General features: G+C 70.9%; 19 protein-coding genes. 12 read left to right on the top strand and 7 right to left on the bottom strand.

Annotation, left to right across the window (positions count from 1 at the left end; translation table 11 throughout):
- Positions 1-37 precede the first annotated feature (37 nt).
- Positions 38-841 carry an NAD-dependent epimerase/dehydratase family protein gene (locus tag ACFWYW_RS24530; protein WP_379624671.1) on the top strand — a complete coding sequence of 268 codons (804 nt, stop codon included), beginning with the start codon at positions 38-40 and terminating at the stop codon, positions 839-841.
- A 26-nt stretch (positions 842-867) separates the two neighbouring features.
- On the opposite strand, the gene ACFWYW_RS24525 is transcribed toward ACFWYW_RS24530, so the two are convergent.
- The gene (locus ACFWYW_RS24525) at positions 868-1,914 is read right to left on the bottom strand and encodes a mandelate racemase/muconate lactonizing enzyme family protein (protein ID WP_379624745.1); all 1,047 of its coding nucleotides are present in this window, start codon (positions 1,912-1,914) and stop codon (positions 868-870) included.
- A complete protein-coding gene (locus tag ACFWYW_RS24520) occupies positions 1,914-2,792 on the bottom strand; it encodes an NAD-dependent epimerase/dehydratase family protein (protein ID WP_379624669.1) in 879 nt (292 codons plus the stop codon). Before ACFWYW_RS24520 ends, ACFWYW_RS24525 begins: the two co-directional genes overlap by 1 nt.
- Before the next feature lie 105 nt (positions 2,793-2,897).
- On the opposite strand from ACFWYW_RS24520, the gene ACFWYW_RS24515 reads away from it, so the two are divergent.
- Both ACFWYW_RS24515 and ACFWYW_RS24510 read left to right on the top strand, forming a co-directional pair.
- On the top strand, positions 2,898-3,839 hold the full coding sequence (locus ACFWYW_RS24515) for a LacI family DNA-binding transcriptional regulator (protein WP_379624666.1): 942 nt from the start codon (positions 2,898-2,900) through the stop codon (positions 3,837-3,839).
- Positions 3,836-4,738 (top strand): aldose epimerase family protein, encoded by a 903-nt coding sequence (locus tag ACFWYW_RS24510; protein WP_379624664.1) that lies wholly within the window; start codon positions 3,836-3,838, stop codon positions 4,736-4,738. Before ACFWYW_RS24515 ends, ACFWYW_RS24510 begins: the two co-directional genes overlap by 4 nt.
- Here ACFWYW_RS24510 and ACFWYW_RS24505 read toward each other — a convergent pair.
- Positions 4,728-7,154, bottom strand: coding sequence for a SpoIIE family protein phosphatase (locus ACFWYW_RS24505; protein ID WP_379624662.1), 2,427 nt, complete (start codon positions 7,152-7,154; stop codon positions 4,728-4,730). The two genes, ACFWYW_RS24510 and ACFWYW_RS24505, sit on opposite strands and share 11 nt — an antisense overlap.
- 95 nt (positions 7,155-7,249) lie before the next feature.
- Here ACFWYW_RS24505 and ACFWYW_RS24500 point away from each other — a divergent pair, with 95 nt between their 5' ends.
- The 8 genes from ACFWYW_RS24500 to ACFWYW_RS24465 all read left to right on the top strand — a co-directional run bounded on the left by ACFWYW_RS24500 (position 7,250) and on the right by ACFWYW_RS24465 (position 19,768).
- Entirely contained in the window at positions 7,250-12,463 is a 5,214-nt protein-coding gene (locus ACFWYW_RS24500) for a HAMP domain-containing protein (protein ID WP_379641073.1), read from the top strand.
- Positions 12,460-13,086 (top strand): two-component system response regulator, encoded by a 627-nt coding sequence (locus tag ACFWYW_RS24495; protein ID WP_379625421.1) that lies wholly within the window; start codon positions 12,460-12,462, stop codon positions 13,084-13,086. The genes ACFWYW_RS24500 and ACFWYW_RS24495 overlap by 4 nt, the downstream gene beginning before the upstream one ends.
- A 203-nt stretch (positions 13,087-13,289) precedes the next feature.
- Positions 13,290-15,803: a DNA translocase FtsK gene (locus ACFWYW_RS24490; protein WP_379625423.1), complete on the top strand. Its 2,514-nt coding sequence runs from the start codon at positions 13,290-13,292 to the stop codon at positions 15,801-15,803.
- Positions 15,804-15,881: 78 nt separating this feature from the next.
- The gene (locus ACFWYW_RS24485; protein ID WP_379625425.1) at positions 15,882-16,652 is read left to right on the top strand and encodes a helix-turn-helix domain-containing protein; all 771 of its coding nucleotides are present in this window, start codon (positions 15,882-15,884) and stop codon (positions 16,650-16,652) included.
- Between the two features lie 36 nt (positions 16,653-16,688).
- Positions 16,689-18,092: a 30S ribosomal protein S12 methylthiotransferase RimO gene (rimO, locus tag ACFWYW_RS24480; RefSeq protein WP_379625427.1), complete on the top strand. Its 1,404-nt coding sequence runs from the start codon at positions 16,689-16,691 to the stop codon at positions 18,090-18,092.
- Positions 18,089-18,661, top strand: coding sequence for a CDP-diacylglycerol--glycerol-3-phosphate 3-phosphatidyltransferase (gene pgsA / locus ACFWYW_RS24475; RefSeq protein WP_379625429.1), 573 nt, complete (start codon positions 18,089-18,091; stop codon positions 18,659-18,661). Before rimO ends, pgsA begins: the two co-directional genes overlap by 4 nt.
- Entirely contained in the window at positions 18,658-19,155 is a 498-nt protein-coding gene (locus tag ACFWYW_RS24470; RefSeq protein WP_379625431.1) for a CinA family protein, read from the top strand. The genes pgsA and ACFWYW_RS24470 overlap by 4 nt, the downstream gene beginning before the upstream one ends.
- Positions 19,156-19,411: 256 nt before the next feature.
- The gene (locus ACFWYW_RS24465) at positions 19,412-19,768 is read left to right on the top strand and encodes a helix-turn-helix domain-containing protein (RefSeq protein WP_184966807.1); all 357 of its coding nucleotides are present in this window, start codon (positions 19,412-19,414) and stop codon (positions 19,766-19,768) included.
- Here the strand turns inward: ACFWYW_RS24465 and ACFWYW_RS24460 are convergent.
- Entirely contained in the window at positions 19,765-20,538 is a 774-nt protein-coding gene (locus tag ACFWYW_RS24460; RefSeq protein ID WP_379625433.1) for a DNA-formamidopyrimidine glycosylase family protein, read from the bottom strand. The two genes, ACFWYW_RS24465 and ACFWYW_RS24460, sit on opposite strands and share 4 nt — an antisense overlap.
- On the bottom strand, positions 20,525-21,112 hold the full coding sequence (locus ACFWYW_RS24455) for a TetR/AcrR family transcriptional regulator (RefSeq protein WP_379625435.1): 588 nt from the start codon (positions 21,110-21,112) through the stop codon (positions 20,525-20,527). The genes ACFWYW_RS24460 and ACFWYW_RS24455 overlap by 14 nt, the downstream gene beginning before the upstream one ends.
- Before the next feature lie 82 nt (positions 21,113-21,194).
- Between ACFWYW_RS24455 and ACFWYW_RS24450 the strand changes: the two genes are divergently transcribed.
- Positions 21,195-22,445, top strand: coding sequence for an MFS transporter (locus ACFWYW_RS24450; RefSeq protein WP_379625437.1), 1,251 nt, complete (start codon positions 21,195-21,197; stop codon positions 22,443-22,445).
- Here ACFWYW_RS24450 and ACFWYW_RS24445 read toward each other — a convergent pair.
- Both ACFWYW_RS24445 and ACFWYW_RS24440 read right to left on the bottom strand, forming a co-directional pair.
- On the bottom strand, positions 22,416-22,865 hold the full coding sequence (locus ACFWYW_RS24445) for an Rrf2 family transcriptional regulator (protein ID WP_184966799.1): 450 nt from the start codon (positions 22,863-22,865) through the stop codon (positions 22,416-22,418). The genes ACFWYW_RS24450 and ACFWYW_RS24445 overlap by 30 nt on opposite strands.
- A gap of 8 nt (positions 22,866-22,873) precedes the next feature.
- Complete coding sequence (locus ACFWYW_RS24440) at positions 22,874-24,649, bottom strand: endonuclease/exonuclease/phosphatase family protein (RefSeq protein ID WP_379625440.1); 1,776 nt, start codon at positions 24,647-24,649, stop codon at positions 22,874-22,876.
- Positions 24,650-24,731: the final 82 nt, after the last annotated feature.

Genomic DNA, 24,731 nt, shown 5'->3' with positions numbered 1-24,731 from the left:
ATGTGAATTTCGATCAGACTTGTGTACAACAGTCCTCATGCGCATCCTCGTCACGGGGGCCGCCGGGAAGGTCGGCACCCTCCTCCGGCCCCGCCTCGCCCGCCCGTCCAGGACCGTCCGTCTGTCCGACCTGCACCCGCTGCCGCCCGGCGAGCTTGGTCCCGGCGAGGAGTTCACGCAGGCCGACCTCAACGACGAGCCCGCGCTGGCCGCGGCCATGAAGGGCGTGGACGCCGTCCTGCACCTGGGCGGCCAGAGCCGCGAACACCCGTGGGCCGACATCGTCCAGGCCAACATCAACGGCACCCACGCCCTGCTGGAGGCGGCCAGGAAGGAAGGCGTGGAGCACGTGGTCCTGGTCGGCAGCCATCACGCGGCCGGATTCCACACCCGCCCCGTCACCGGCGAGGACCTGCCCGACTACGCCTTCCCCCGCCCCGACACCTTCTACGGCGTCAGCAAGGTCGTCATGGAGGCTCTCGGCAGCCTCTACCACGACCGCTTCGGCATGAACGTCACCGTGATCAGGCTCGGCACCTGCAACGACGCCTCCGGCGACACCCGCGGCCTGGCCACCTGGATCTCCCCCGATGACCTGACCCGCCTGGTCGAGGCCGCGCTGACCGCGCCCGGCTACCACGTGGTGTGGGGCGTCTCCGACAACGCCCGCCGCTGGTGGTCGCTGGAGGAGGCCCAGGCCATCGGCTACGTCTCCCACGACGACTCCGAGACCTACGCCGCCCCGATCCTCGCCGCCCAGGGCGAGCCCGACCTCACCGAACCGCTCCACGACCGGGCGGGCGGCATGTTCAGCATCAAACCCCTGGGTGAAGCCTGGTGAGCTCAGCTGGGTGAAGCCTGGTGAGCTCAGCGCCAGATCAGGCCGAGCCCCGGGTTCCCGGCCGTGCGCAGCTCCCCGTCCACGATCCGCACCGGGTACGGCTCCGCCAGCACCCCCAGAGCCGCGAACGAGGCGTCCTCCACCTCCTCCACCATGCACGGCAGCGGCAACGCCATGGCCACCTGCCCTGACACCTCCGGCAGCAGATGCGGAAAAGTCGGGACATCGAAGGTCCGGGCCAGCTCCGCGATCCGCAACAGCGGCGTCAGCCCGCCCACCCGCACCACGTTCGGCTGCACGACGTCGCAGGCCCCGGCCACCAGCAGGTCCCGGAAGTCGTAGACGGTGTACGCGCTCTCGCCCACCGCGATCGGCACCGGCACCGACTCCCGCAGCCGGGCCTGCGCCCCGATGTCGTCGGCCGGCAGCGGCTCCTCCACCCAGTACAGCCCGAACTCGGCCAGCGCCGCGATCGCCCGCCGCGCGGACGGCAGGTCCCACCGCTGGTTGGCGTCGACCATGAGCAGGACGTCCGGCCCGACGACCTCCCGCACCGCCGCCACCCGCCGCACGTCCTCGGCCAGCGACGGGAGCCCCACCTTGACCTTGACCCCCGGGTACCCGGCCGCCTTCCACCGCCCGGCCTGCGCGACGAGCTCGTCCAGGCTGTAGTGGATGTTGACGCCGCTGCCGTAGACGGGCACCGCCGCGCGCCGCCGGCCCAGCGCGTCGGCCAGGCTCGTACCGGCGCAGCGCAGGTCCCACAGGGCGAGGTCCACCCCGGCCATCGCGATCGTGGTCAGCCCGCCGCCGCCGGCCTCGCGCAGGTGCCGCCACAGCAGGTCCCACAACACGCCGGGGTCGGGCTCGCGGCCGACGACGAAGGCACGCACCTCGTTCTCCAGCAGCGCCTGTACGGCTCGCGCCCCGATCTGCGGCGTCCACGAGAACCCGGTGCCGGTGCGGCCGTCGGCCAGCCGTACCTCGACCTTGAGCAGGTGGTTGGAGGGCACGTCGGCGCCCCACGGACGGCGCAGCGGGACGGTGCGCGGCGAGACCACGACGTCGGTGATCACGAGCTCAGCTCCGTCCGCCAGCTGCGCGCGGCCCGCCACCCGAGCATCCGCTCGGCCTTGGCGCAGGAGAAGACCGTCTCGCCCACCGTGTCGGCCAGCCCGGCCGTGCCCGGCACCACTTTGGGCAGCACCTCCGACAGGGGTTCGCGGGTGAGCGCGTCGGCGGCGCCGGCGAAGAACACCTCCCCGTTGGGGATGTCCGGCAGCCGCTCCAGCAGAGTGATCACGAAGTCGGCCGCGTCGCGCGCGTCGATGTAGTTGAACAGCGAGACCCCGGCCAGCTCGGGACGGTCGAGGCGCTCGGCCATGGTGTGTCCCTGCTGCGTGGGCGCGCCCTCCCACTCCTCGGGCGCCACGACGTAGCAGGGGCGGAAGACGCCCAGCCGGGTCCGCGCGGTACGCGCGAAGCCCTTGACGACCTCCTCGGCCACCTGCTTGGACACCCCGTAGGCGTTCCAGGGGGCCAGCGGGTGCGCCTCGTCGATCGGCAGGTACGACGGGGTCCAGCCGGGCGTGCCGTACCCGATCACCGTGGGGCTGCTGGCGACGGCGACGCGCTCGACACCGGTACGGACGGCGCTCTCGCAGACGTTGAACGCGAGCTGGCTGTTGACCTTGAAGGTGACCGCGTCACTCCTGCTGAACGGCACCGCGATCGCCGCCAGGTGCACCACCGCGCCGGGCCGGAACCTGGTCATGACCTCGAACGCCTCGCCCAGGTCCGTCAGGTCGGCGGGCAGCGTGGCCGCGGCCTGCGCGGGCGTGCCGGGCGCCTGGTCGATGCCGATCACCTCGTGCCCCGCCGCGGCCAGGGCGCTCACCACGCTACGGCCGAGCCTGCCCGCGCTCCCGGTCACGAGCGTACGCGTCATCATCTCTCCTAAGATCGTCTCTCCTTAAAGCAAACGGTTGCATTGACCTTGACGGCCGCAACCGCAACCGTCAAGGTTTGTGGGCAACCGTTTGCAGGGGGGAACGCCATGGCGGTGACGATCAGAGACGTGGCCCGCGCCACCGGAGTGCACGTCTCGACGGTCTCCCGCAGCTTCTCCGCCCCGCACCTGGTCAACCCGGCCACCCGCGACCGCGTCCTGGCCGCCGCCGACCAGCTCGGCTACCGGCCCAACCGGGCCGCGCGCGCCCTCACCACCGGCCGCACCATGAACCTCGGCCTGATCGTCGCCGACATCGCCAACCCGTTCTTCCCGCCGCTGATCAAGGCCGCCCAGAGCCACGCCAGGAGCCACGACTACCACGTGTTCGTCGCCGACACCGACGAGGACCCCAGGGCCGAGGAAGAGCTGCTCCGCACCCTCGCCAAGCAGGTCGACGGCGTCATCCTGTGCAGCCCGCGCCTGGCCAACGACCAGATCGTCCGGCTGGCGGAGGACGTGCCGTTCGTCGTCGTCAACCGCCAGGTCGAGGGCCTGCCCTGGGTCCTCATGGACGTGGCTCAGGGCGCCGCGCTCGCCCTGGAGCACCTGCGCGGACTCGGCCACCGCCGCCTGGCCTACGTCAGGGGCCCGGCCGGCTCGTGGACCAGCGAGGAGATGCGCGTCGCCGCCGGGGACGTGCCGGTCATCGGGCCCAACCAGCCCACCGAGCAGGGCGGCATCGCCGCCGCCCGCGCCGTCGCCGACTCCGGCGCCACCGGCGTGCTCGCCTACAACGACCTGGTCGCGCTCGGCCTCATCGAGGGCCTGGCCGACCTCGGCGTAGGCGTGCCCGCCGACGTGAGCGTGGTCGGCGTCGACGACATTCTGCCGGGCCGGCTCAACCGGCCCAAGCTCACCACCGTGGCCATGCCCACGGAAGCCGCCGGGCGCGCCGCCGTCGACCTGCTCCTGGGCGCGCGGACCGGGCCCGTCAAGCTGCCGACCGCGCTCATCGTCCGCGAATCCACCGGAGAGGCCCCCAGATGATCGAGCTGGCGTCCGGCGCGCTGCGCGCCCGCGTGCTGCCCTACGGCGCCGTCCTGCAGTCGCTGGAGGTCAGCGGCGTCAACGTCGTGCTCGGCCTGGACGACCCCGCCGACTACCTCACCCGCAGCCGCTACTTCGGCGCCGTCGTCGGCCGATACGCCAACCGCATCGCCGGCGGCCGCTTCGTCCTCGACGGCGTCGAGCACACCCTGCCCGTCAACAACGGCGCCAACAGCCTGCACGGCGGCGTCAAGGGCTTCGACAAGCACGACTGGACCGTCGCCCGAACCTCCCCGATGTCCGTCACCCTCAGCCTCACCAGCCCCGACGGAGACCAGGGCTACCCGGGCGAGCTCACCGCCACCGTCACCTACACCCTCGACGGCGACGCGCTCCGCCTCGACTACACCGCGGTCGCCGACGCCCCCACCGTCGTCAACCTCACCAACCACACCTACTTCAACCTCGCCGGCGGCGGCGACATCCGCGGCCACATCCTGCGCGTCGAAGCCGGACGCTACCTGCCCGTCGACGGCGGCAAGATCCCCACCGGCGAGCTCGCGTCCGTGCGCGACACCCCGTTCGACTTCACCACCCCGACGGTCATCGGGCAGAGGTACGGCGCCGCCTACGACCACTGCTTCGTTCTCGACGGCGGCATCCTGGTCGTCGAACCCGTCTCCGGACTGGCCATGGAGGTCGCCACCACCGAGCCGGGCGTGCAGTTCTACGCCGGCGGCATGCTCGACCCGGCGGCCACGCCGTACGGGCCGTTCTCCGGATTCTGCCTGGAGACGCAGCACTTCCCCGACTCGCCCAACCAGCCGGGCTTCCCCTCGACCGTGCTGCGGCCGGGCGAGCGCATGGAGTCGAGCACCACCTACCGCTTCACGGCCTGACCGCCTTCAGCACCAGCATCGCCAGGTCGTCGCGGGACGGCTCGGCGGCGAAGGTGTCGACGGCGTGCCGTACCCGCTCGGCGACCGCGTGGGCGCTCAGCCTTCCGCACGTGGCCAGCAGCCTGGCCAGCCCGTCGTCGTCGTCCAGCAGCCGCTTGCCCTCGCGCCGCTCGGTCACCCCGTCGGTCACGCACAGCAGCACGTCGCCGGGAGCCAGCTCGAAGCTCTCGTCGAAGAACTCCGCCGAGCCCTCGATGCCCAGCAGCAACTGCGGCGCGGCGACCGTCTCCACCACGCCGTTCGCGCGCAGCACCAGCGGCGGCGGATGCCCGGCCGAGGCGATCGCGCAGCGCGCCCCGCCCTGCGGCAGCGGCGTCAGCTCCCCGCACAGCAGGCTCAGGAACCGGCCCTCCTCCGCCTCGTCGATCAACGTCGCGTTGAGCCGGTCGAGGATCGCCGCGACCGGATAGCGCTCCTTGGCCAGCAGGCGTACGGCGTGGCGGGCCAGACCGGTCACCGCCGCCGCCTCAGGACCGCTGCCGCAGACGTCGCCCAGCGCGAAACACCACCGGTCGCCGACCGCGAACAGGTCGTAGAAGTCGCCGCCCACGTCCGCGCCCTCCTCGGCCGGCTCGTAGACCACCGCCGACTCCAGGCCGGGCATCGAGGAGGTGGTCACCGGCAGCAGGCTGCGCTGCAGGACCCGCGAGGTGGTCTCCTGACGGGCGTAGAGCATGGCGGTGTGCAGGTTGAGCGCCACCAGCCGGCACAGGTCGGACAGCAGGTCGGCCAGCTCGTGGGAGAGCATCGGCTCGGCCCGGCCGAGCACCAGCGCCCCGAGCGACCTGTCGCCGGTCAGCAGCGGGAACGACAACACCGTCGCCGCCCCCGGAGGCCAGTCGGTCTCGCCCAGCTCCGGCTGCGGCCTGGCCGGCAGCACGCGACGCAGCTCGGCGTTGTGCCGCTCCTCGCAGTGCCACACATGTGCCAGGCGGGTGGTGCCCGACAGATCGGTCAGATACACCGCCGCCCACTGGGCGAGCTTGGGCACCACGAGCTGGGCGGCGAGCGCCGCGATCAGCTCCTCGTCGTGCACACCGGCCAGCAGTTCGCCCGCCTCGGCCAGGAACGACAGCCGGCCCCGGTGCGCGCGCTCGCGCTCGGCCAGCCGTTCCCGCTCCACGTGCAGGGCGACCTGGTCGGCGACGTGCTGGAGCCCGGCGGCCAGCGCGCTGTCGAAGCGGCCCGGCTCGGTCGAGGTCACCACGAGATAGCCGTTGACCTCGCCGGCCGTACGCAGGGGGGCGCACGCGAGCGACCTGGCGTGCAGCAGCCGCCCCAGCTCCACGTTCGTGCTCAGCAGATCGTCCACCATGCTCGGGCTCGCGCCCGATCGCGAGAACACCCCCGCGCCCGGCACCCTCACCACCCCCGCGGTTGCGCCCGCACCGCCCGCCACGGCGAAGCCGTCCTCGTGCTCGCTCCTGACCAGCACGTACGCCGCGTCCGCCCCGGACGAGGCCTGGATCACCTGGGCCGTGGCCCGCAGGCGCTCCGCCAGCGGACGGCTGCGCCCGAGCACCTCCATGATCCGCTCGCCCGCCTCGCGCCTGAGGGGTGTGGGTGGCGGCGCCAGGACGTAGCGGTGGTCCTCGGCCACCACCATCCACACCACCCGGCGATCACCGGCCCGCCCGCCGGTACGCAGATGGGAGACGTACACGGGAACCAGGCGGCCGTCGCGGTGGCGCATCCACGACGCCCCGCGCCAGCGGCCCAGGCCGAGCGTGTCGTCCAGCGTCAGCGCGTAGCGGCCGTGGCCGCGCCAGGCGACCAGCTCGGCCAGCGTCATCCCGACCGCCTCGTTCGCCGGCCGGCCGAGCAGCGCCTCGGCCTCCGGGTTCCACAGCAGCACGCGGCCGTGGGCGTCGGCCACGATCACCGCCACGTGCAGCGACTCCACGGGCGCCGCGGCGATCGCGGGGGCGGCGGCCGGTGGACCGCCCGGCTCCGGCGTACCGTCGTCCTCCATGAGGTCGAGGCGCACCCACACGCGCTTGGCCGAGCGGGAGTAGGTGACCCCCCACGCGTCGGCCAGCATCCCGGCCAGTGCCAGACCGCGGCCCGAGGTGGCCATGGCGCCGGAGGCCAGGACCGTGCGCGAAGGGTGGTGGTCGTCCACCTCGATCTCCAGCCGCGGCGGGGTGGCGGCCTCGTCGAGGCGGCAGGTCAGCTCGATCGCCGTGCCCGCGTGGACGACGGCGTTGGTGACGAGTTCGCTGGTCAGCAGCACCGCGTCCGCTTCGATGTGGCTGAGGTGCCATTCGGCGAGAACGTCCCGTACGAACCGGCGCGCCGCGGCCGGGGCATGGGGCGTCCCGTCGAAGGCCGTGCTCGTAACCCGGGCGGCGTCCACGCGTCTTCCTAGAACATCACTCGATGTGGCAGTTCGGTCACACTCAGAGTGGCAGACTGAGGCCGCTGATACTTCCAGTTGTGAAGAAGGCGGCCATGGTCACATCGCTTGCTCCTGGAGCGCTCCAATCCGCCGATCTGCGCCCGTTACTCGTCGCCCTGCACGGCCTGCGCGACGGCAACTTCCGCAGCAGGCTGCCGGTGCCGGACGACCCGGTCCTGGCGGAGCTCGCGGTCGCCTTCAACCAGGTGGTCGAGCGCAACGAGCACATGTCCAGGGAGCTGAACAGGGTCCGCACCGAGGTCGCCAGGCAGGGCCATCTCGACGAGCGGATCAGCCCCAGCCAGGGAGCCGGTTCCTGGGCGGGCAACGTCACCGCGGTCAACTCGCTCATCGACGCCCTGGTGATCCCGGCCGCCAAGGCCACCCGGGTGCTCAACGCCGTCGCGGACGGCGACCTGTCGCAGCGCGTCGACCTGCAAGAGGACAGCCGGCCGCTGCGCGGCGGGCTGCGGCTGATGGGCAAGGCCGTCAACCGCATGGTCGACCAGCTCGCGCTGTTCTCCGGCGAGGTGACCCGGGTGGCCCGCGAGGTGGGCACCGAGGGCCGCCTGGGCGGCCGGGCCAAGGTGCAGGGCATGCAGGGCAGCTGGCGCGACGTGACCGAGGCGGTCAACGCCATGGCCGGGCGGCTGACCGCGCAGGTGCGCGACATCGCGGTGGTCACCACCGCCGTGGCCAGGGGCGACCTGACCCGGCAGGTGACGGTCGAGGCCACCGGCGAGCTGCTGGAGCTCAAGCTCACCGTGAACACCATGGTCGACCAGCTGTCCGCCTTCGCCGACGAGGTGACCCGGGTGGCCCGCGAGGTCGGCACCGAGGGCCGCCTGGGCGGTCAGGCCCAGGTACGCGGGATGAGCGGGGTGTGGAAGGACCTCACCGACAACGTCAACTTCATGGCGTCGAACCTGACGACGCAGGTGCGTTCGATCGCGCAGGTGACGACGGCCGTGGCCAACGGCGACCTGTCCAAGAAGATCACCGTGGACGCCCGGGGTGAGATCCTGCAGCTCAAGGACACCATCAACACGATGGTCGATCAGCTCTCGGCGTTCGCCGACGAGGTGACGAGGGTGGCCCGCGAGGTGGGCACGGAGGGCCAGCTCGGCGGCCGGGCCGAGGTGAAGGGCGTCTCCGGCACCTGGAAGGACCTCACCGACAACGTCAACTTCATGGCGTCCAACCTGACGACGCAGGTGCGTTCCATCGCGCAGGTGACGACCGCGGTCGCGCAGGGCGACCTGTCACGGAAGATCACCGTCGACGCGCGCGGCGAGATCCTGCAGCTCAAGGACACCATCAACACGATGGTCGATCAGCTGTCCGCGTTCGCCAGCGAGGTCACGCGGGTGGCCCGCGAGGTCGGCACCGAGGGCCAGCTCGGCGGCCGGGCCGACGTGCGCGGGGTCTCCGGCACCTGGAAGGACCTCACCGACAACGTCAACTTCATGGCCGACAACCTCACCTCCCAGGTGCGCTCGATCGCCCAGATCACCACGGCCGTGGCCAACGGCGACCTGTCCAAGAAGATCACCGTGGACGCGCGCGGCGAGATCCTGCAGATGAAGGACACCATCAACACGATGGTGGACCAGCTCTCGGCGTTCGCCGACGAGGTGACCCGCGTGGCCCGCGAGGTCGGCACGGAGGGCCAGCTCGGCGGCCGGGCGGTGGTGAAGGGCGTCTCGGGCGTCTGGAAGGACCTGACCGACAACGTCAACTTCATGGCGTCCAACCTGACGACGCAGGTACGCGACATCGCCACCGTGGCCACCGCCGTGGCCCAGGGCGACCTGTCGCGGAAGATCACCGTTGACGTGAAGGGCGAGATCCTGCAGCTCAAGGACACCGTCAACACGATGGTGGACCAGCTGTCCGCGTTCGCCGCCGAGGTGACCCGGGTGGCCCGCGAGGTCGGCACCGAGGGCCGCCTGGGCGGTCAGGCCCAGGTACGCGGCGTGTCCGGCGTCTGGAAGGACCTGACGGACAACGTCAACTTCATGGCCGACAACCTGACCACCCAGGTGCGCTCCATCGCCCAGGTGGCCACGGCCGTGGCCCAGGGCGACCTGTCCAGGAAGATCACCGTGGAGGTGAAGGGCGAGATCCTGGAGCTGACCAACACCATCAACACCATGGTCGACCAGCTCTCCTCCTTCGCAGACGAGGTGACCCGCGTGGCCCGCGAGGTCGGCACGGAGGGCCAGCTCGGCGGCCGGGCGGTGGTGAAGGGCGTCTCGGGCGTCTGGAAGGACCTGACCGACAACGTCAACTTCATGGCCGACAACCTCACCTCCCAGGTACGCAACATCGCCCAGGTCACCACCGGCATAGCGGAAGGAGACCTGTCCAAGAAGATCACCGTCGATGCCCGGGGCGAGATCCTGCAGCTCAAGGACACCATCAACACGATGGTCGACCAGCTCTCGGCCTTCGCCGACGAGGTGACCCGAGTGGCCCGCGAGGTCGGTACGGAGGGCCGCCTGGGCGGTCAGGCCCAGGTCCGCGGCGTCTCCGGCGTCTGGAAGGACCTGACGGACAACGTCAACTTCATGGCGTCCAACCTCACCTCCCAGGTACGCAGCATCGCCGTCGTCACCACGGCCATCGCCAACGGCGACCTGTCCAAGAAGATCACCGTCGATGCCCGGGGCGAGATCCTGCAGCTCAAGGACACCATCAACACCACCGTCGACCAGCTCTCGGCCTTCGCCGACGAGGTCACCCGAGTGGCCCGCGAGGTCGGCACCGAAGGCAGCCTGGGCGGTCAGGCCCAGGTCCGCGGCGTCTCCGGCGTCTGGAAAGACCTCACGGACAACGTCAACTTCATGGCCTCCAACCTCACCTCCCAGGTACGCAACATCGCCCAGGTGGCCACCGCCGTCGCCAACGGCGACCTGTCCAAGAAGATCGACGTGGACGCCCGCGGCGAGATTCTGGAGCTCAAGACCACGATCAACACCATGGTCGACACGCTCTCGTCCTTCTCCGCCGAGGTCACCCGCGTGGCCCGCGAGGTCGGATCCGAAGGCCGCCTCGGCGGCCAGGCCGAGGTCGAAGGCGTCTACGGCACCTGGGAACGCCTCACCAAGAACGTCAACGAGCTCGCCGGCAACCTCACCACCCAGGTGCGCGCGATCGCCGAGGTCGCCAGCGCCGTCGCCCAGGGCGACCTCAGCCGCAGCATCAGCCTCGAAGCCAAGGGCGAGGTCGCCGAGCTCAAGAACAACGTCAACCTCATGGTCGCCAACCTGCGCGAGACCACCCGCGCCAAGGACTGGCTGGAGTCCAACCTCGCCCGCATCGCCGGACTCATGCAGGGACACCGCGACCTCGTCGAGGTCGCCGACCTCATCCTGCGCGAGCTCACCCCGCTGGTCAGCGCGCAGTTCGGCGCGTTCTACCTCGCCGACCTCGACGCGCGCGACGGCGCGCTCGCCTTCATCGCCGGGTACGGCGCCGCCCACGACCGCGACGTGCTCCCCGACCCCGGCACCGAGGGCCCCGGCCTGATCCGCCAGGCTGCGCTGGAGAAGAAGCGCATCCTGCTCGAAGACGTGCCCGCCGACTACATCAAGGTCCACACCGGGCTCGGCGAGGCCGCGCCCGCCAGCGTGGTCGTGCTGCCGATCCTGTTCGAGGACAAGGTGCTCGGCGTCGTCGAACTGGCCTCCTTCAGCCGCTTCAGCGAGGTCCACCTGGCCTTCTTCGACCAGTTCGTGGTCACGATCGGCGTGGCCATCAACACGATCATCGCCAACGCCAGGACCGAGTCGCTGCTGTCGGAGTCACAGCGGCTGGCCCAGCAGTTGCAGGGCCGTTCCGACGAACTCCAGCGCCAGCAGGCCGAACTGCGCCGCTCCAACGCCGCGCTGGAGGAGAAGGCGCACCTGCTGGCCACCTCCTCGCGCTACAAGTCGGAGTTCCTGGCCAACATGTCGCACGAGCTGCGTACGCCGCTCAACAGCCTGCTCATCCTGGCCAGGCTGCTGGCCGACAACCCCGAGAACAACCTGTCCGCGCAGGAGGTCGAGTTCGCCTCCACGATCCACAACGCCGGCAGCGACCTGCTCCAGCTCATCAACGACATCCTCGACCTGTCCAAGATCGAGGCCGGCCGGATGGACGTGCGCCCGGAGAACCTGCCGCTCAGCAAGGTCCTCGACTACGTCGACGCCACCTTCCGCCCGCTCACCGTCGACAGGGGTCTCACCTTCGAGATCGAAGTGCACCCCGGAGTACCGCGGGAGATGTTCAACGACGAGCGGCGGCTGCAGCAGATCCTGCGCAACCTGCTGTCGAACGCGGTCAAGTTCACCAGCAGCGGCGAGGTACGCCTGGCCGTCTCCAACGCCGGCGCCTTCGCCTGCGAGGGCGGCGACGGCCCCACCCGGCCCGGCGACGTGATCGCCTTCGCCGTCTCCGACACCGGCATCGGCATCGCCGCCGACAAGCTGCCCGCCATCTTCGGCGCCTTCCAGCAGGCCGACGGCACCACCAGCCGCAAGTACGGCGGCACCGGCCTCGGCCTGTCCATCAGCAGCGAGATCGCCCGGCTGCTCGGCGGCCAGATCCACGCCGTCAGCGAACCCGGGCGCGGCAGCACGTTCACCCTGTTCGTGCCCGCCGTCTGCCCCGCGACCAGCGTCACCGTCGAGTCGGGCGGCGCCGAGCCCGCGGCTCTCGAGCCCGCGTGGCTGCCCACCGAGCCGCTGCGCAAGGCCGTCGACACCCGCGCCGCCCCGCCCCAGGCCGAATGGCCGGTCGTCGACAGCGGCGACGAACTGTGGCAGTCGGCGGCCCAGCTCAGCGCGCTCGTCGACGGGCCCGTGGGCGCCGCCTTCGCCGGCAAGCGGGTCCTCATCGTCGACGACGACATCCGCAACGTCTACGCCCTCACCCACGTCCTCGGCCGCCTCGGCATGGAGGTCATCTACGCCGAGAACGGCCGCGAGGGCATCGAGGCGCTCGAACGCGAGGAGAAGATCGCCCTGGTGCTCATGGACGTGATGATGCCCGAGATGGATGGCTACGAGACGCTCGGCGTCGTACGGCAGATGCCCCGCTTCACCGACCTGCCGATCATCGCGCTGACGGCCAAGGCGATGCCCGGTGACCGGGAGAAGACCATCGCCTGCGGCGCGTCCGGCTACGTCCCCAAGCCCGTCGACCTCGATCACCTGCTGGAGGTGATGCGCGGCTGGCTCGACGGCGAGCGCGCCGCCGAAGCGGAGGAGAGTACAGAATGATCCGCCAGGTCAAGATCCTCCTTGTCGACGACAAGGACGAGAGCCTGGTCGCGCTGGAGGCGGTGCTGCGGCCGCTGCAGCAGCAGTTGTTCAAGGCCAGGTCGGGGCAGGAGGCCATGAAGCTCATGCTGCGCCACGACTTCGCCGTGGTGCTGCTGGATGTGCTGATGCCCGGCATGGACGGCTTCGAGACCGCCGCCCACATCAAACGCCTCGACCAGACCCGCGACGTGCCCATCATCTTCCTCACCGGAACCGACACCGGCTCGGGCGCCGCCTTCCGCGGCTACGCCGTCGGGGCCGTGGACTACATCACCAAACCCTTCGATCCCTGGGTGCTCCGCAGCAAGGTGGCGGTGTTCATCGAACTGTCCCGCAAGAGCCACATGCTGCGCGAACAGGCCGCCCTGCTGCGCGACCTGCTCCGCAGCGACCCCGACCTGACCCGCAACGCCCAGGCGCTGACCACGTTCGCCGACCGCCTGAAGTCCGTGGAGGAGCGCCTGACCACACTGACGGCGGCGGTCCCGGACGACGACGGCCTCCGTGACGCGATCAAGGACCTGGCCGACCGGGTCAACGCCATGCAATCCGCCTTCGACACCCTCCACCCCACCCCTTGACCCCAACCCCCACATCCCTACCCGAAGGCCCACCAGACCCCTAAGCAACATCCAGTCATCCTCCGGGGCTCCCACAGCCCACCTCGCCCGCAGTCCTGGCCCGCCGGGTGGGGTGGGTGGGGGTGGTGGGGGAAAGGGGATTTTTCGGGCGCAACGGCGAGCCTCTGTGCCGTGGCGGGGGTTGGGGACGTACCTTTGGCATCATGGCCACCCGTACGCCGAAAAGCGCACCGAAGGGGCCGGCGAAGCGGTCGAACTCGTCGCGGGCGACCCCTGCCAAGCGGACGTCCTCGTCGGCGGGACGCCCCAAGGCGAAGGGGACGGGCTCGGCCCGCAAGTCGTCCGTGACCCACCAGGACCCCATCAGCTGGATCTTCACGATGATCGGCAAGCTGATCGTCGGGCTGTGGATGCTGCTGGCCAACGGTATCGGCAGCGCCGCCCGTGCGCTCGGCTCCAGTGCCCGTGAGCTTGATCCCGCCCATCGGCGTGACGGTGTCGGGCTGGCGGTGCTGGCCGGTGCGATCGTGCTGGCCGCCATGACGTGGCGCGATGCCAGGGGCGCCGTTTCCGACGTGGTCAACGTGGTGGTCCAGGGCGTGTTCGGGTCGCTGGCCTGGGCGTTGCCGTTGCTGCTCGGGCTGCTGGCCTGGCGGTTCCTGCGCCACCCCGACCAGAACGCCGACACCGGCCGCATGGTGATCGGCTGGAGCGCGCTGCTCATCGGCGTGCTGGGCGTCATCCACGTCGCGAACGGCGTGCCGTACCCCTCGGGGACCAAGACCGACGGCATGGACAAGGTGTCGGAGGCCGGCGGCATCATCGGGTTCATCGTCTCGGCGCCGCCGCACAGCATTCTGCCGCCGTTCATCACGATCCCGCTGCTGCTGATCCTGTCGGGCTTCGGCGTGCTGGTGATCACGGCCACGCCGGTCCACCGCATTCCGGAACGGCTGGCCGAGCTCAAGCACCTCTTGTTCGAACGGCACGGCCCCGCGCAACCCGGCGACCAGGGCAAGAAGCGGACCAGGGCCAAGAAGCCGGGCGAGCCGGAGGTCGGCGACCTGGTCAAGCCCTATGACACGCCGGTCCTGGCGGAGAAGGACAAGGACAAGCGCGGCGACCATTCGCCGGAGATCGTGCCGGGGCTCACGGACGAGGAGGAGCCGGCCGGTCCTGAGGCCCGTAAGCCGGAGCTGCCGGAGCCGAGCCCGGCTCCGCGCAAGGTGGAGCAACTTGTCCTGTCGCCGCAGGCCGGGCCGTACCAGCTGCCGGATCTTCAGAGCCTCAAGCCGGGCTCGGCGCCGAAGCCGCAGACCAAGGCGAACACCGTCGTGGTCAACGCGCTGACCAGCGTGCTGGAGCAGTTCACGATCGACGCGCAGGTGATGGGGTTCACGCGCGGTCCGACGGTGACGCGGTACGAGATCGAGCTCGGGCCCGCCGTGAAGGTGGAAAAAGTCACCGCCCTCACCAAAAACATTGCTTATGCCGTTAAATCGGCGGATGTCAGGATCTTGTCGCCGATCCCGGGTAAGTCGGCGATCGGGGTCGAGATTCCCAACGCGGACAAGGATCTTGTCGCGCTCGGCGACGTGCTGCGGGCACAGGTGGCGCAGGCCGACCACCACCCGATGATCGTGGGCCTGGGCAAGGACGTCGAGGGGCGCACGATCGTCGCCAACCTCGCCAAGATGCCGCACCTGCTCATCGCGGGCGCCACCGGCGCCGGTAAGTCCGTCTGCGTGAACGGCCTGATCACGAGCATCCTCATGCGCGCCACCCCGGACGAGGTCCGCATGGTGCTCGTGGACCCCAAGCGGGTGGAACTCAGTGTCTACGAGGGCATCCCCCACCTGATCACCCCGATCATCACGAACCCGAAGAAGGCCGCCGAGGCCCTCGACTGGGTCGTGGGCGAGATGGACCGCCGCTACGACGACCTGGCGGCCAGCGGTTTCCGGCACGTGGACGAGTTCAACAAGGCCGTGCGGGCGGGCCAGCTCAAGCCGCCGCCGGGCAGCGAGCGCGTCTACCAGCCCTACCCGTACCTGCTGGTGATCGTGGACGAGCTGGCCGACCTGATGATGGTCGCCCCGCGTGACGTCGAGGACTCCATCGTCCGCATCACTCAGCTCGCCCGCGCCGCCGGCATCCACCTGGTGATCGCCACCCAGCGCCCGTCGGTGGACGTCGTGACCGGCCTGATCAAGGCGAACGTGCCTTCCCGGCTCGCCTTCGCCGTCTCCAGCCTCACCGACTCACGGGTCATCCTCGACCAGCCCGGCGCCGACAAGCTCGTCGGCCAGGGCGACGCGTTGTTCCTGCCGATGGGCGCGAGCAAGCCCATCCGCATCCAGAACGCGTTCGTCTCCGAGAAGGAGATCGCGGGGATCGTCGAGCACTGCAAGGGGCAGATGCAGGCGGAGTACCGCGACGACGTGGCGGCGGTGACGGTCAAGAAGGAGATCGACGAGGACATCGGCGACGACCTCGACCTGCTGCTGCAGGCGGCCGAGCTGATCGTCACCACGCAGTTCGGCTCGACCTCGATGCTCCAGCGCAAGCTGCGCGTCGGGTTCGCCAAGGCCGGGCGGCTCATGGACCTGCTCGAAAGCCGGAACGTGGTCGGCCCGAGCGAGGGTTCCAAGGCCCGCGAGGTCATGGTGAAGCCCGACGAACTCGCGGGTTTGCTGGCCGACCTGCGCGGCGAGTGACCCCAATGCTTCCCCGCCCGGCGATTACTGGTTGAATATGGACCACTACGCAACGTCGGGGGCGGGGAGGCGTTTGCCGTGCAGGAGCAGAGCATTGGGTCCACGCTGGCTGCGGCCAGACGGGCATCGGGGCTGACGGTAGGTCAGCTCAGCGCGACCACGCGCGTGCGCGAGGCGCTGATCTACGCGATAGAACGCGATGACTTCTCCCTGTGCGGGGGCGACTTCTACGCCAGGGGGCACATCAAGGCGATGGCCAGGGCGGTCGGCCTCGATCCCGAGGCCATGGTCCACCTCTATGACGAGCATCACGGCGGCGTGCCGATGCCGGTGCGGGCGGCCACGATCTTCCAGGCCGACCGCCGGGTGAAGCTGCGCGAGCGGCGCGGGCCCAACTGGACGATGGCGCTGGGGGTGGCGCTGGCGATCGTGGTGGTGTTCGGGGTCGTGCGGGTGATGGGCGGATCGGGGGAGACGCGGGTCGCCGACGTCACGCCGGTCTCGGCGGCGCCCAGCGTGCCGCCCAACACGCCGTTCACCGAGCCGCCGCCGGTGCCGAAGAAGCCGGCGCCGGCCGTGCCCGCGATGAAGGATCTTGTCGTGGTGAAGGTGGAGGCGAAGCGCTCGTCCTATCTGAACGTGCGGGACGCGAAGGGGCGCAAGCTGTTCGCCGGGACGCTGGCGGCGGGCAAGAGCTCGACGTGGCGGGCCCCGACTCAGATGAAGCTGCTCTTCGGCGATGCCGGAGCGGTCTTGCTGCAGGTCAACGGCAAGGATCTGGGTCAGCCCGGCGGGCGTGGGGAGACGGTGCGGCGCTCGTTCGGGCCATCTGCACCCCGGCCACGGTGAAGGTAGTGGCCAACTCCCGATACCGTAGTGTTCACCATGTCAAAGTCCGTATCGCTGATCACCCTGGGCTGCGCGCGCAACGAGGTCGACTCCGAAGAGCTCGCCGCGCGCATCGAGGCTGCCGGTTGGCAGCTCGGTGACGACGACCCCGATGTCGTCGTCGTCAATACGTGCGGCTTCATCGATTCTGCGAAGAAGGACTCGATCGACACGCTGCTGGCCGCCGCCGACTCCGGCGCGAAGGTGGTCGCGGCCGGATGTATGGCCGAGCGCTACGGCAAGGAGCTGGCCGAGGCTCTGCCCGAGGCGAGCGCGGTCATCTCCTTCGACGACTACGCCGAGATCGGCGAGCGCCTCGACGACGTGCTCGACGGCAGGTCGCTGACGCCGCACACGCCGCGCGACCGCCGTACCCTGCTGCCCATCTCGCCGGTGGATCGTGCCACCGCGCCCAAGTCCGCCATCCCAGGTCACGGCGATCTGCCCGAGGGGCTGGCGCCGGCCAGCGGGCCGAGGGTGCTGCGCAGGCGGCTCGACGAGAGCCCGGTCGCCTCGCTGAAGCTGGCCTCGGGCTGCGACCGCCGCTGCTCGTTCTGCGCGATCCCGGCCTTCCGCGGCGCCTACGTCTCGCGCGACCCGCAGGAGCTGCTGGCCGAGGCCGACTGGCTGGCCCACCGCGGGGTGCGCGAGCTCGTGCTCGTGAGCGAGAACTCCACGTCCTACGGCAAGGATCTGGGCGACCTGCGCGCGCTGGAGAAGCTGCTGCCCAAGCTGGCCGCGACCGAGGGCATCGAGCGGGTGCGGGCCAGCTACCTGCAGCCCGCCGAGCTGCGCCCCGGACTGATCGACGTGCTCGCCGGCACCGAGGGCATCGCGCCCTACTTCGACCTGTCCTTCCAGCACGCCAGCGGCTCGGTGCTGCGCCGGATGCGCCGCTTCGGCGACCCCAAGCGCTTCCTGGAGCTCCTGGACGCCGTCCGCGACAAGGCGCCGGAGGCGGGCGTGCGCTCCAACTTCATCGTGGGCTTCCCCGGCGAGACCGAGGAGGAGTTCGGCGAGCTGGTGCGCTTCCTGGAGTCGGCCAGGCTCGACGTGATCGGCGTCTTCGGCTACTCCGACGAGGACGGCACCGAGGCGGCCTCGCTGCCGGGCAAGCTCGCCCAGGACGTCGTCGACGAGCGGGTGCGGATGCTGACCGAGCTGGCCGAGGAGCTGACCGCGCAGCGCGCGGAGGAGCGCATCGGCACCGAGCTCGACGTGCTCATCGAGGAGGACCTCGGCGACGGCGGCTACGAGGGCCGCGCGGCCCACCAGGGTCCCGAGGTGGACGGTTCCGTGACGGTTCAGGGCATCGGCCTGGTGCCGGGCCAGATCGTGCGCGCGGTCGCGGTCGACGCCGAGGGGGTCGACCTGATCGCGCGTATCAAGGCCAGCCCGTGACGAAGGACGAGCGCCGGGTGGTCAGCCCGTGGAACATCGCCAACGTCCTCACGGTCGTCCGGATGGTGCTCGTCCCTTTCTTCGTTGTCTGCCTGTTCCTGCCCGGCATGGGCTGGCGGCTGGCCGCGCTCGGGGTGTTCGCGGTGGCCTCGATCACCGACCATCTCGACGGAGAGCTGGCCAGACGCTACGGCCTGATCACCGACTTCGGCAAGATCGCCGACCCGATCGCCGACAAGGCGCTGACCGGGGCGGCGCTGGTGAGCCTGTCGGTGCTGGGCGAGCTGGGCTGGTGGGTCACGATCGTGATCCTCGGCCGTGAACTCGGCATCACGCTGCTGCGGCTGGTCCTGCTGCGCCACGCGGTCATCCCGGCCAGCTACGGCGGCAAGGTCAAGACGGTCCTGCAGATAGCCGCGATCGTCCTGTACATCCTGCCCTGGGGCTCCGACCCGGTGCGCTGGGTGGTGATGGGGGCGGCGGTGGTGGTCACCGTGGGCACGGGCGTCGACTACGTGTTCCGGGCGATCCGGCTGCGCGGCGTGGCCAGGCGGGTGCGGGGCGAGTGAGCGCCGGCCGCGCCGCCGAGGCCCTCGATCTCCTGGTACGCCAGTCCGCGACCCTGGCCGTGGCCGAGTCGCTGACCGGCGGGCTGCTGGGTTCGGCGTTCACCGGCGTCCCGGGGGCCTCCAGGGCGTTCCGTGGCGGGGTGATCGCCTATGCCACGGATCTGAAGCACGCGCTGCTGGCCGTACCGGAGGATCTTCTGCGGCGGGAGGGTGCGGTGCACCCCGAGGTGGCGGCGGCGATGGCGCGGGGCGCGGCGAAGCTGTGCGGTGCCACCTACGGCCTGGCCGTGACGGGAGTGGCCGGACCCGACCCGCAGGACGGCAAGCCCGTGGGCACCGTGCACATCGCCGTGAGCGGACCTGGTGACCAGGTTTGGCGGCGAAATCTGGGGCGAGGAGGGTCGAGGCAGGAGATCCGGGTAAGGACGGTGGACGAGGCTGTCGATCTCCTCGCAGGTGTGCTGAAGCGGAGCAATGGGGAACATTCCGGGTGATTACCGTGTTACGTCCCCAGCGAACATGCCAAGCACGGTCTGACGCGGTGTCGGTGGATACGGGTACGGTGGAGCTGTGAGTGAGGTCCGTGAGCCATCAGCAAGCATTGAGCGCCCGGCCGGCGGGCCTGACAAGCCACGTGCGACGCAGCGGCGACGCCCGATGATGACGGCGAGGAGTATGTACGAACCCAAGAAGAAGAGTCCGATCGCGCGAGGCGTGGTGCCGACATCCGCGCCGGGGAGGGAGCGACAGATGATTCTGCTGCGTCAGCTGCTCGGTGACGTGTTGCGGCGGCTGCGGGTGCGGCAGGGTCGCACCCTTCGCGAAGTGTCGACGCTTGCGCGTGTCTCGCTCGGATACCTGTCCGAGGTCGAGCGTGGGCAGAAGGAAGCATCGTCGGAGCTGCTCGCCTCGATCTGCGGTGCCTTGGGTGTGCCGTTGTCGCAGGTGCTTCGTGAGGTGTCCGACCAGTTCGCGCTGGCCGAACTCCAGGCTGCTCCCGTTCTCGCCGACGCGCCCGAGCACGAGCGTCTGCCCCTTTCCGAGTCGGTCCCCGGTTCGATCTCCGATTCGGTGTTCCCCGAGGTGAAGGACATGGTGGCCGCCTAGCGCGGCTGGCAGTTCCCGCACCACAGGATCAGGCGTTCCTGTGGTTGTGCCCCCATCTCCCCGCGGCTGATGCGGGTGCCGCATCGGCGACAGGGTCGCCCGGCCCTGCCGTAAACCCACGTCTGGTTGCCCGGACGGCGGTCGCCTGTGGTCACCGTGCCCGCGTGTGTTTTGTTGGCGTCGAGCAAGCGCTGCGCCAGCGAGACCAGGCTGTCCAGATTCTCGATCTCGCCGACCTTCCGCCATGGCCACACGCCGCGCAGGAAGAGTGTCTCGGCCCGGTAGATCGTCCCGATGCCCGCGAGATTGCGCTGATCCAGCAGCGCCTCTCCGATGCTTCTCTCCGGTCGCGCGCGCAGCCGGCCGACCGCCTCCGCCGCGTCCCATCCCTCTCCGAGCAGGTCCGGGCCCAGGTGCCCGATGATCTGGCGCTCGTCCTTGACCAGGTCCACCATGCCGAGTTTGAGGCCCACGGCCTGGTGTTCGGCGGTGGCCAGCACGAGGCGTACCTGGTCGCCGGGTGGCAGGCGGCGGCCCGGTTCCATGATCCGCCAGCTTCCGTCCATGCGCAGGTGTGTGTGCACGGTCAGGCCGCCTTCTACCCTGGTGAGCAGGTGCTTGCCGTACGAGGCCGTGGTGAGGACCGTGCGGCCGGACAGGTCCGCGGTGGCGTGGCGCGGCACCCGGAAGTCCGTGCGCGTCAGCACGCGCCCGTCGAGCGCCTCGCGCAGCCGGGCGGCGGTGCGGTAGACGGCGTCACCCTCGGGCATGCTCGGCCACCCACACGTCCAGCATCGTGGTGAGCTGGTCGAGCGCGCCCTCCACGCGCTCGCGCTCGCCGGTGGTCAGGAAGTCGAGCTGCAGGCCGGTGTAGGCGGAGTTGACCAGCGTGGAGATGCGCCGGGCGTCCTTCTCCGGTACGCCCCGCTCGCGCAACAGCCCGGCCACGAAGGCGGAGCGGTCCGACAACAGCTCCGGCACGTGCCCGGCCAGGCGCCCGCCCGCGACCAGGCCCTCGATCTCGTGGATGAGGCGGGCGACGGGCAGGTTCTCCTCGCGCAGTTGCCAGTCCCAGGTGCGGCGCACGATCGTGCCGACACTGTCGCCACCCTCCCATCCGGGCAGGGAACGCAACCAGGCGCGGTGACGCTCGTCGAGGCGGCGCATGGTGGCCGACAGGAGTTCTTCCTTGTCGGAGAAGTGATGGGTCAGCACCCGCGTGGACTTGCCCAGATGCTCGGCCAGCGGCCGCATGGACAGCGTGGACAGGCCGTGCTCGGCGAGGTAGTCGACGATCTGGTCGAGCAGCTCGGACCGGCGCTGCGGGTCGGGCGTCCTGGCCATCCGGATTTCCCTTTGACGCGGGTGGGGTGACACTCGTTACCTTATATGGGTAACGAGTGTTACCTTTATCGAGGGGAGAGTCATGCCCGCGTGGTTGTTCGCGCTGATGTTCACCACGTTCGCCTTCGCCACCGACGATTACGTCATCGCCGGTGTCCTGCCCGCCATCGCCGCCGACCTCGGGGTCAGCGAAGCGGCGGCCGGGCAGCTGGTGACCGTGTTCTCGCTGGCCTTCGCGCTCGGGGCGCCCGTGGCCTCGGTGGTGACCGCGCGCTGGTCACGCAGAGGGCTGGTCACCTGGGCGCTGCTGGTGTTCGTGGCCGCCAACTGGGCCGCCGCCTTCACCGAGTCGTACGCGCTGCTCATGGGCCTGCGGGTGCTGGCCGCGCTGGCCGCCGCCGCGGTGGTGCCCGCCGCCTACGCCATCGCCACCGCGCTCGCGCCCGAGGGACGCCGCGGGCAGTACCTGGCCCTGGTGATGGGCGGGCTGACCGGCTCGCTCGCGCTGGGCGTGCCGATCGGGACCTGGGTCGGCGGCGCCTTCGGCTGGCAGGCCACGTTCGGGCTCGGGGGCGCGCTGGGCGTCGTCGCGCTGGTGGCCGTGCGCTGGACGCTGCCCGAGCTGCCGCCGGTGCCGGCGATGCCGATCGCCGAGCGGCTGCGCCCGCTGGCCAGGCGGCCCGTGCTACTCGGGCTCCTCGGCATCGTCGCGATCGTGATGGGCAGCATGATGGTGCTCACCTACCTGGCCCCCTACCTGCGCGACCTCGCCGGGGTGTCGGCGGCGGAGCTGGGCTGGATCTTCGTACTGGCCGGAGTCGCCGGGCTCGCCGGCGGGCAGCTCGGCGGGCGGGCCGCGGACGCCTGGGGCGCCGACCGGGCGTTGCTGGTGGGTGTCGGCGGCTTCACCGCCGTGATGGCGGCCTTCACCGCGTGCTGGTTCGTCCGGCCGGTGCCGCTGCTGGCGCTGCTGCCGCTGCTGGCGGTGTGGGCGGGCGTCTCGTGGTGGATCCCGCCGCCCGCCCAGACGCGGCTGCTGGCTCTCGCGGGTACGGCCGGCCCGCAGGCGCTCGCGCTCAACAGCAGTGCGGTCTACGTGGGCGTGTCCGGCGGCGGCGCGCTCGGCGGCCTGCTGCTGGAGGCGTGGGGCAGCGCCGTGCTCCCGGCCGCCGCGGCGATCGTCGAGCTGGCCGCGCTGCTGCTGCTCTGGGCGGCGGCCCGCGGCGCGAGCCGGGGGCCCGACCCCGATCCAGGCCCAGGCTCAGATCGAGGCCCGGGTCCGGGCCAGGCGCAGGTCCCGGGGTCAGTCCCAGGCGGCGGGGTCGGCGGCTAGCTGGCGGACCCGCTCGGGCAGGGCGCCGGTGGCCACCTGGTCGAGCGTCACCTCTTCGAGGATGGCGCGTTCGGTGGCCCGCAGCGCGATCCAGACGGCCTGCAGCGATTCGGCGGGCCCCCGGTAGCCGACGTGCTCGGGGCGCTCGCCCCGCACGTTGGCGAGGGGGCCGTCGACGGCCCTGATGACGTCGGCGAGGCTGATCTCGCCGGCCGGACGGGCCAGGACGTAGCCGCCCTCCGGGCCACGCTGGCCGCGCACCAGCCCGGCGCGGCGCATCTGGAGCAGGATGTTCTCCAGGTACTTGGGCGGCATGTCCTGCTCCTTGGCGAGCTCGCCCACGGTGGTGGGGCCGGCACCGGCCGCGGCGAGTTCGGCGGCGGCACGGAGGGCGTAGTCGACACGAGCGGAAAGGCGCATGTTGTCGATTATCCCTGGTGGTCAACACTGGTTATGCGCAGGACCACCAAAACGGGCAGGTGGTCGGAGTGCCGCAGGGGCGGCACCTCCGCCGACGCGACCGTCAGACCCTCGCTGACGAGCACGTGGTCGATGCGTTCCTTGGGCGCGTCGGCCGGTGAGGTGGGCGGGTCGCCGAGCGCGACCAGCGGGTCCGTCAGGCCCGCCGACTCCAGCACGCGCATGCCCGGGTCGCCGCGCCGCAGGTTGAGGTCTCCGGCCAGCACCACGGGCCGCCCGCCCGCGCGCAGGCCGCGGACGATCGCCGCCACCTCGGGCGCCTGGCCTTCCGGGGCCTGCAGGTGGGTGTTGACGACGCCTATCTCCTTGCCGCCCACCTCGACCGTGAACGTCTGGGCCTGGGCGCCGGTGGGGTAGTCGTGCGCGCCCAGCCTGTGCGAGGTCAGCGCGTTTACGGGCAGGTTGGTCAGGAGGGCGTCGCCCCACAGCTCGTCGGCCGCCGGGGCGAAGTAGTAGCTCATGCCGAGGCCGCGGGCGATGCGGGCCAGGTCGTCGTGGCCGCCGTTGAGCAGCCAGCCGCGATCCACCTCGCTGAGCAGGACGAGGTCGGGCTTCTGCGCGGCGGCCCAGGCGGCGATCCGGTCGAGCGAGAGGCGGCCGTCGAGGCCGAAGCCCATGCGGATGTTGTAGGCGATGAGCTTGAGCGTGTCACCCTGCTTCCGCTGTACGGCCGGCTCCGGCTGGTAGGCCGTCGCGCCCGCCAGCAGCGCCACCACGACCGCGGCGGCGCTCAGCCGCCAGATGCGGCCGAGGGCGTAAGACGGTGGCCGATGCCGGAAATATGCCGACAGCGCCACGCCGACGATCAGCAGGCCCGCCACGACGGGCACGACCCGGTTGGGGAAGCCCAGGTTCATGTCATAAGCGGCGTAGTAGGCGAACAGCCCCAGGAAGAACACCAGCCCGCCGCTCAGCACGGCGGCGCCGGGCCGCCGGGCCGGACCGCCGGGCACCGCCATCAGCACGGCGGCGCCTACCACGACGGCCCAAGGCTGCAGGAACACGGTGCCCGCCACGCACAACACGCCGAAGCCGATCGCGCTCCAGGTCGAGCGCGGCGGCCGGGTGGCCAGGTAAGGGGAGAAGACCAGCGCCAGCACCACGGGCATCACCCACAGCCAGCCGCCGCCCGGACCCGAGTCGGTGCGTTGCGCGGTGGCCGACATGCCGGCCACCAGCATCACCGGGCCCGCCAGGAACCACACCGACCACGGGGCCGGATCGGCGTCCGACGGGCGGAAGCTCCAGGTCAGGGCGAGGAGCGCGGCGCACAGCGTGGCGGTCGCCAGCCAGGCCACCGGGCCGTCGCGCCAGACCAGGTCGACGCCGTCCAGCAGGAAGTGGACGGTGAACGACAGGGCCAGGCCGCCCATGATGCCGGGGGCGGCCCAGGTTCTGGGCATGGCGCGGGCGCTGCCGTACAGGAAGACGAGACCGGCGCTGACGCCCGCCGAGGCGACGTAGAGCTGCGAGATCTCGGCCTGGAGCAGCAGCCGGGCCAGCACGAGCGCGACCGCGCCACCCGCGAGAGCCCACCTCGGCCTGACCAGAGCGGCGAGGAAGGGCAGAATGAACCATACGGCGGCGTAGAGTCCCATCAGCTCGGGTGGCGTCTCGCCCGCGCGGCCGAACAGCGTGATCAACGAGGGCAGAAAGACACGCAGCACATCGAAGAGCAAAGTGACGCCCAGCCCGAGCAGGAGCGGGCCGCGGGGGATGGTCATGAGCCATCCTCGTGTTCGCCTGCGATGATTCGCAAGAGCTGGAGCGCTAAACTTCCAACAACCTTGACTGAATGACGGTGGG

The sequence above is a fragment of the Nonomuraea sp. NPDC059023 genome (assembly GCF_042740095.1).
In the GTDB taxonomy this organism is placed as follows: domain Bacteria; phylum Actinomycetota; class Actinomycetes; order Streptosporangiales; family Streptosporangiaceae; genus Nonomuraea.
Note: the sequence above shows the minus strand (reverse complement) of the source record. Positions and strands in the feature narration are given on the sequence as shown.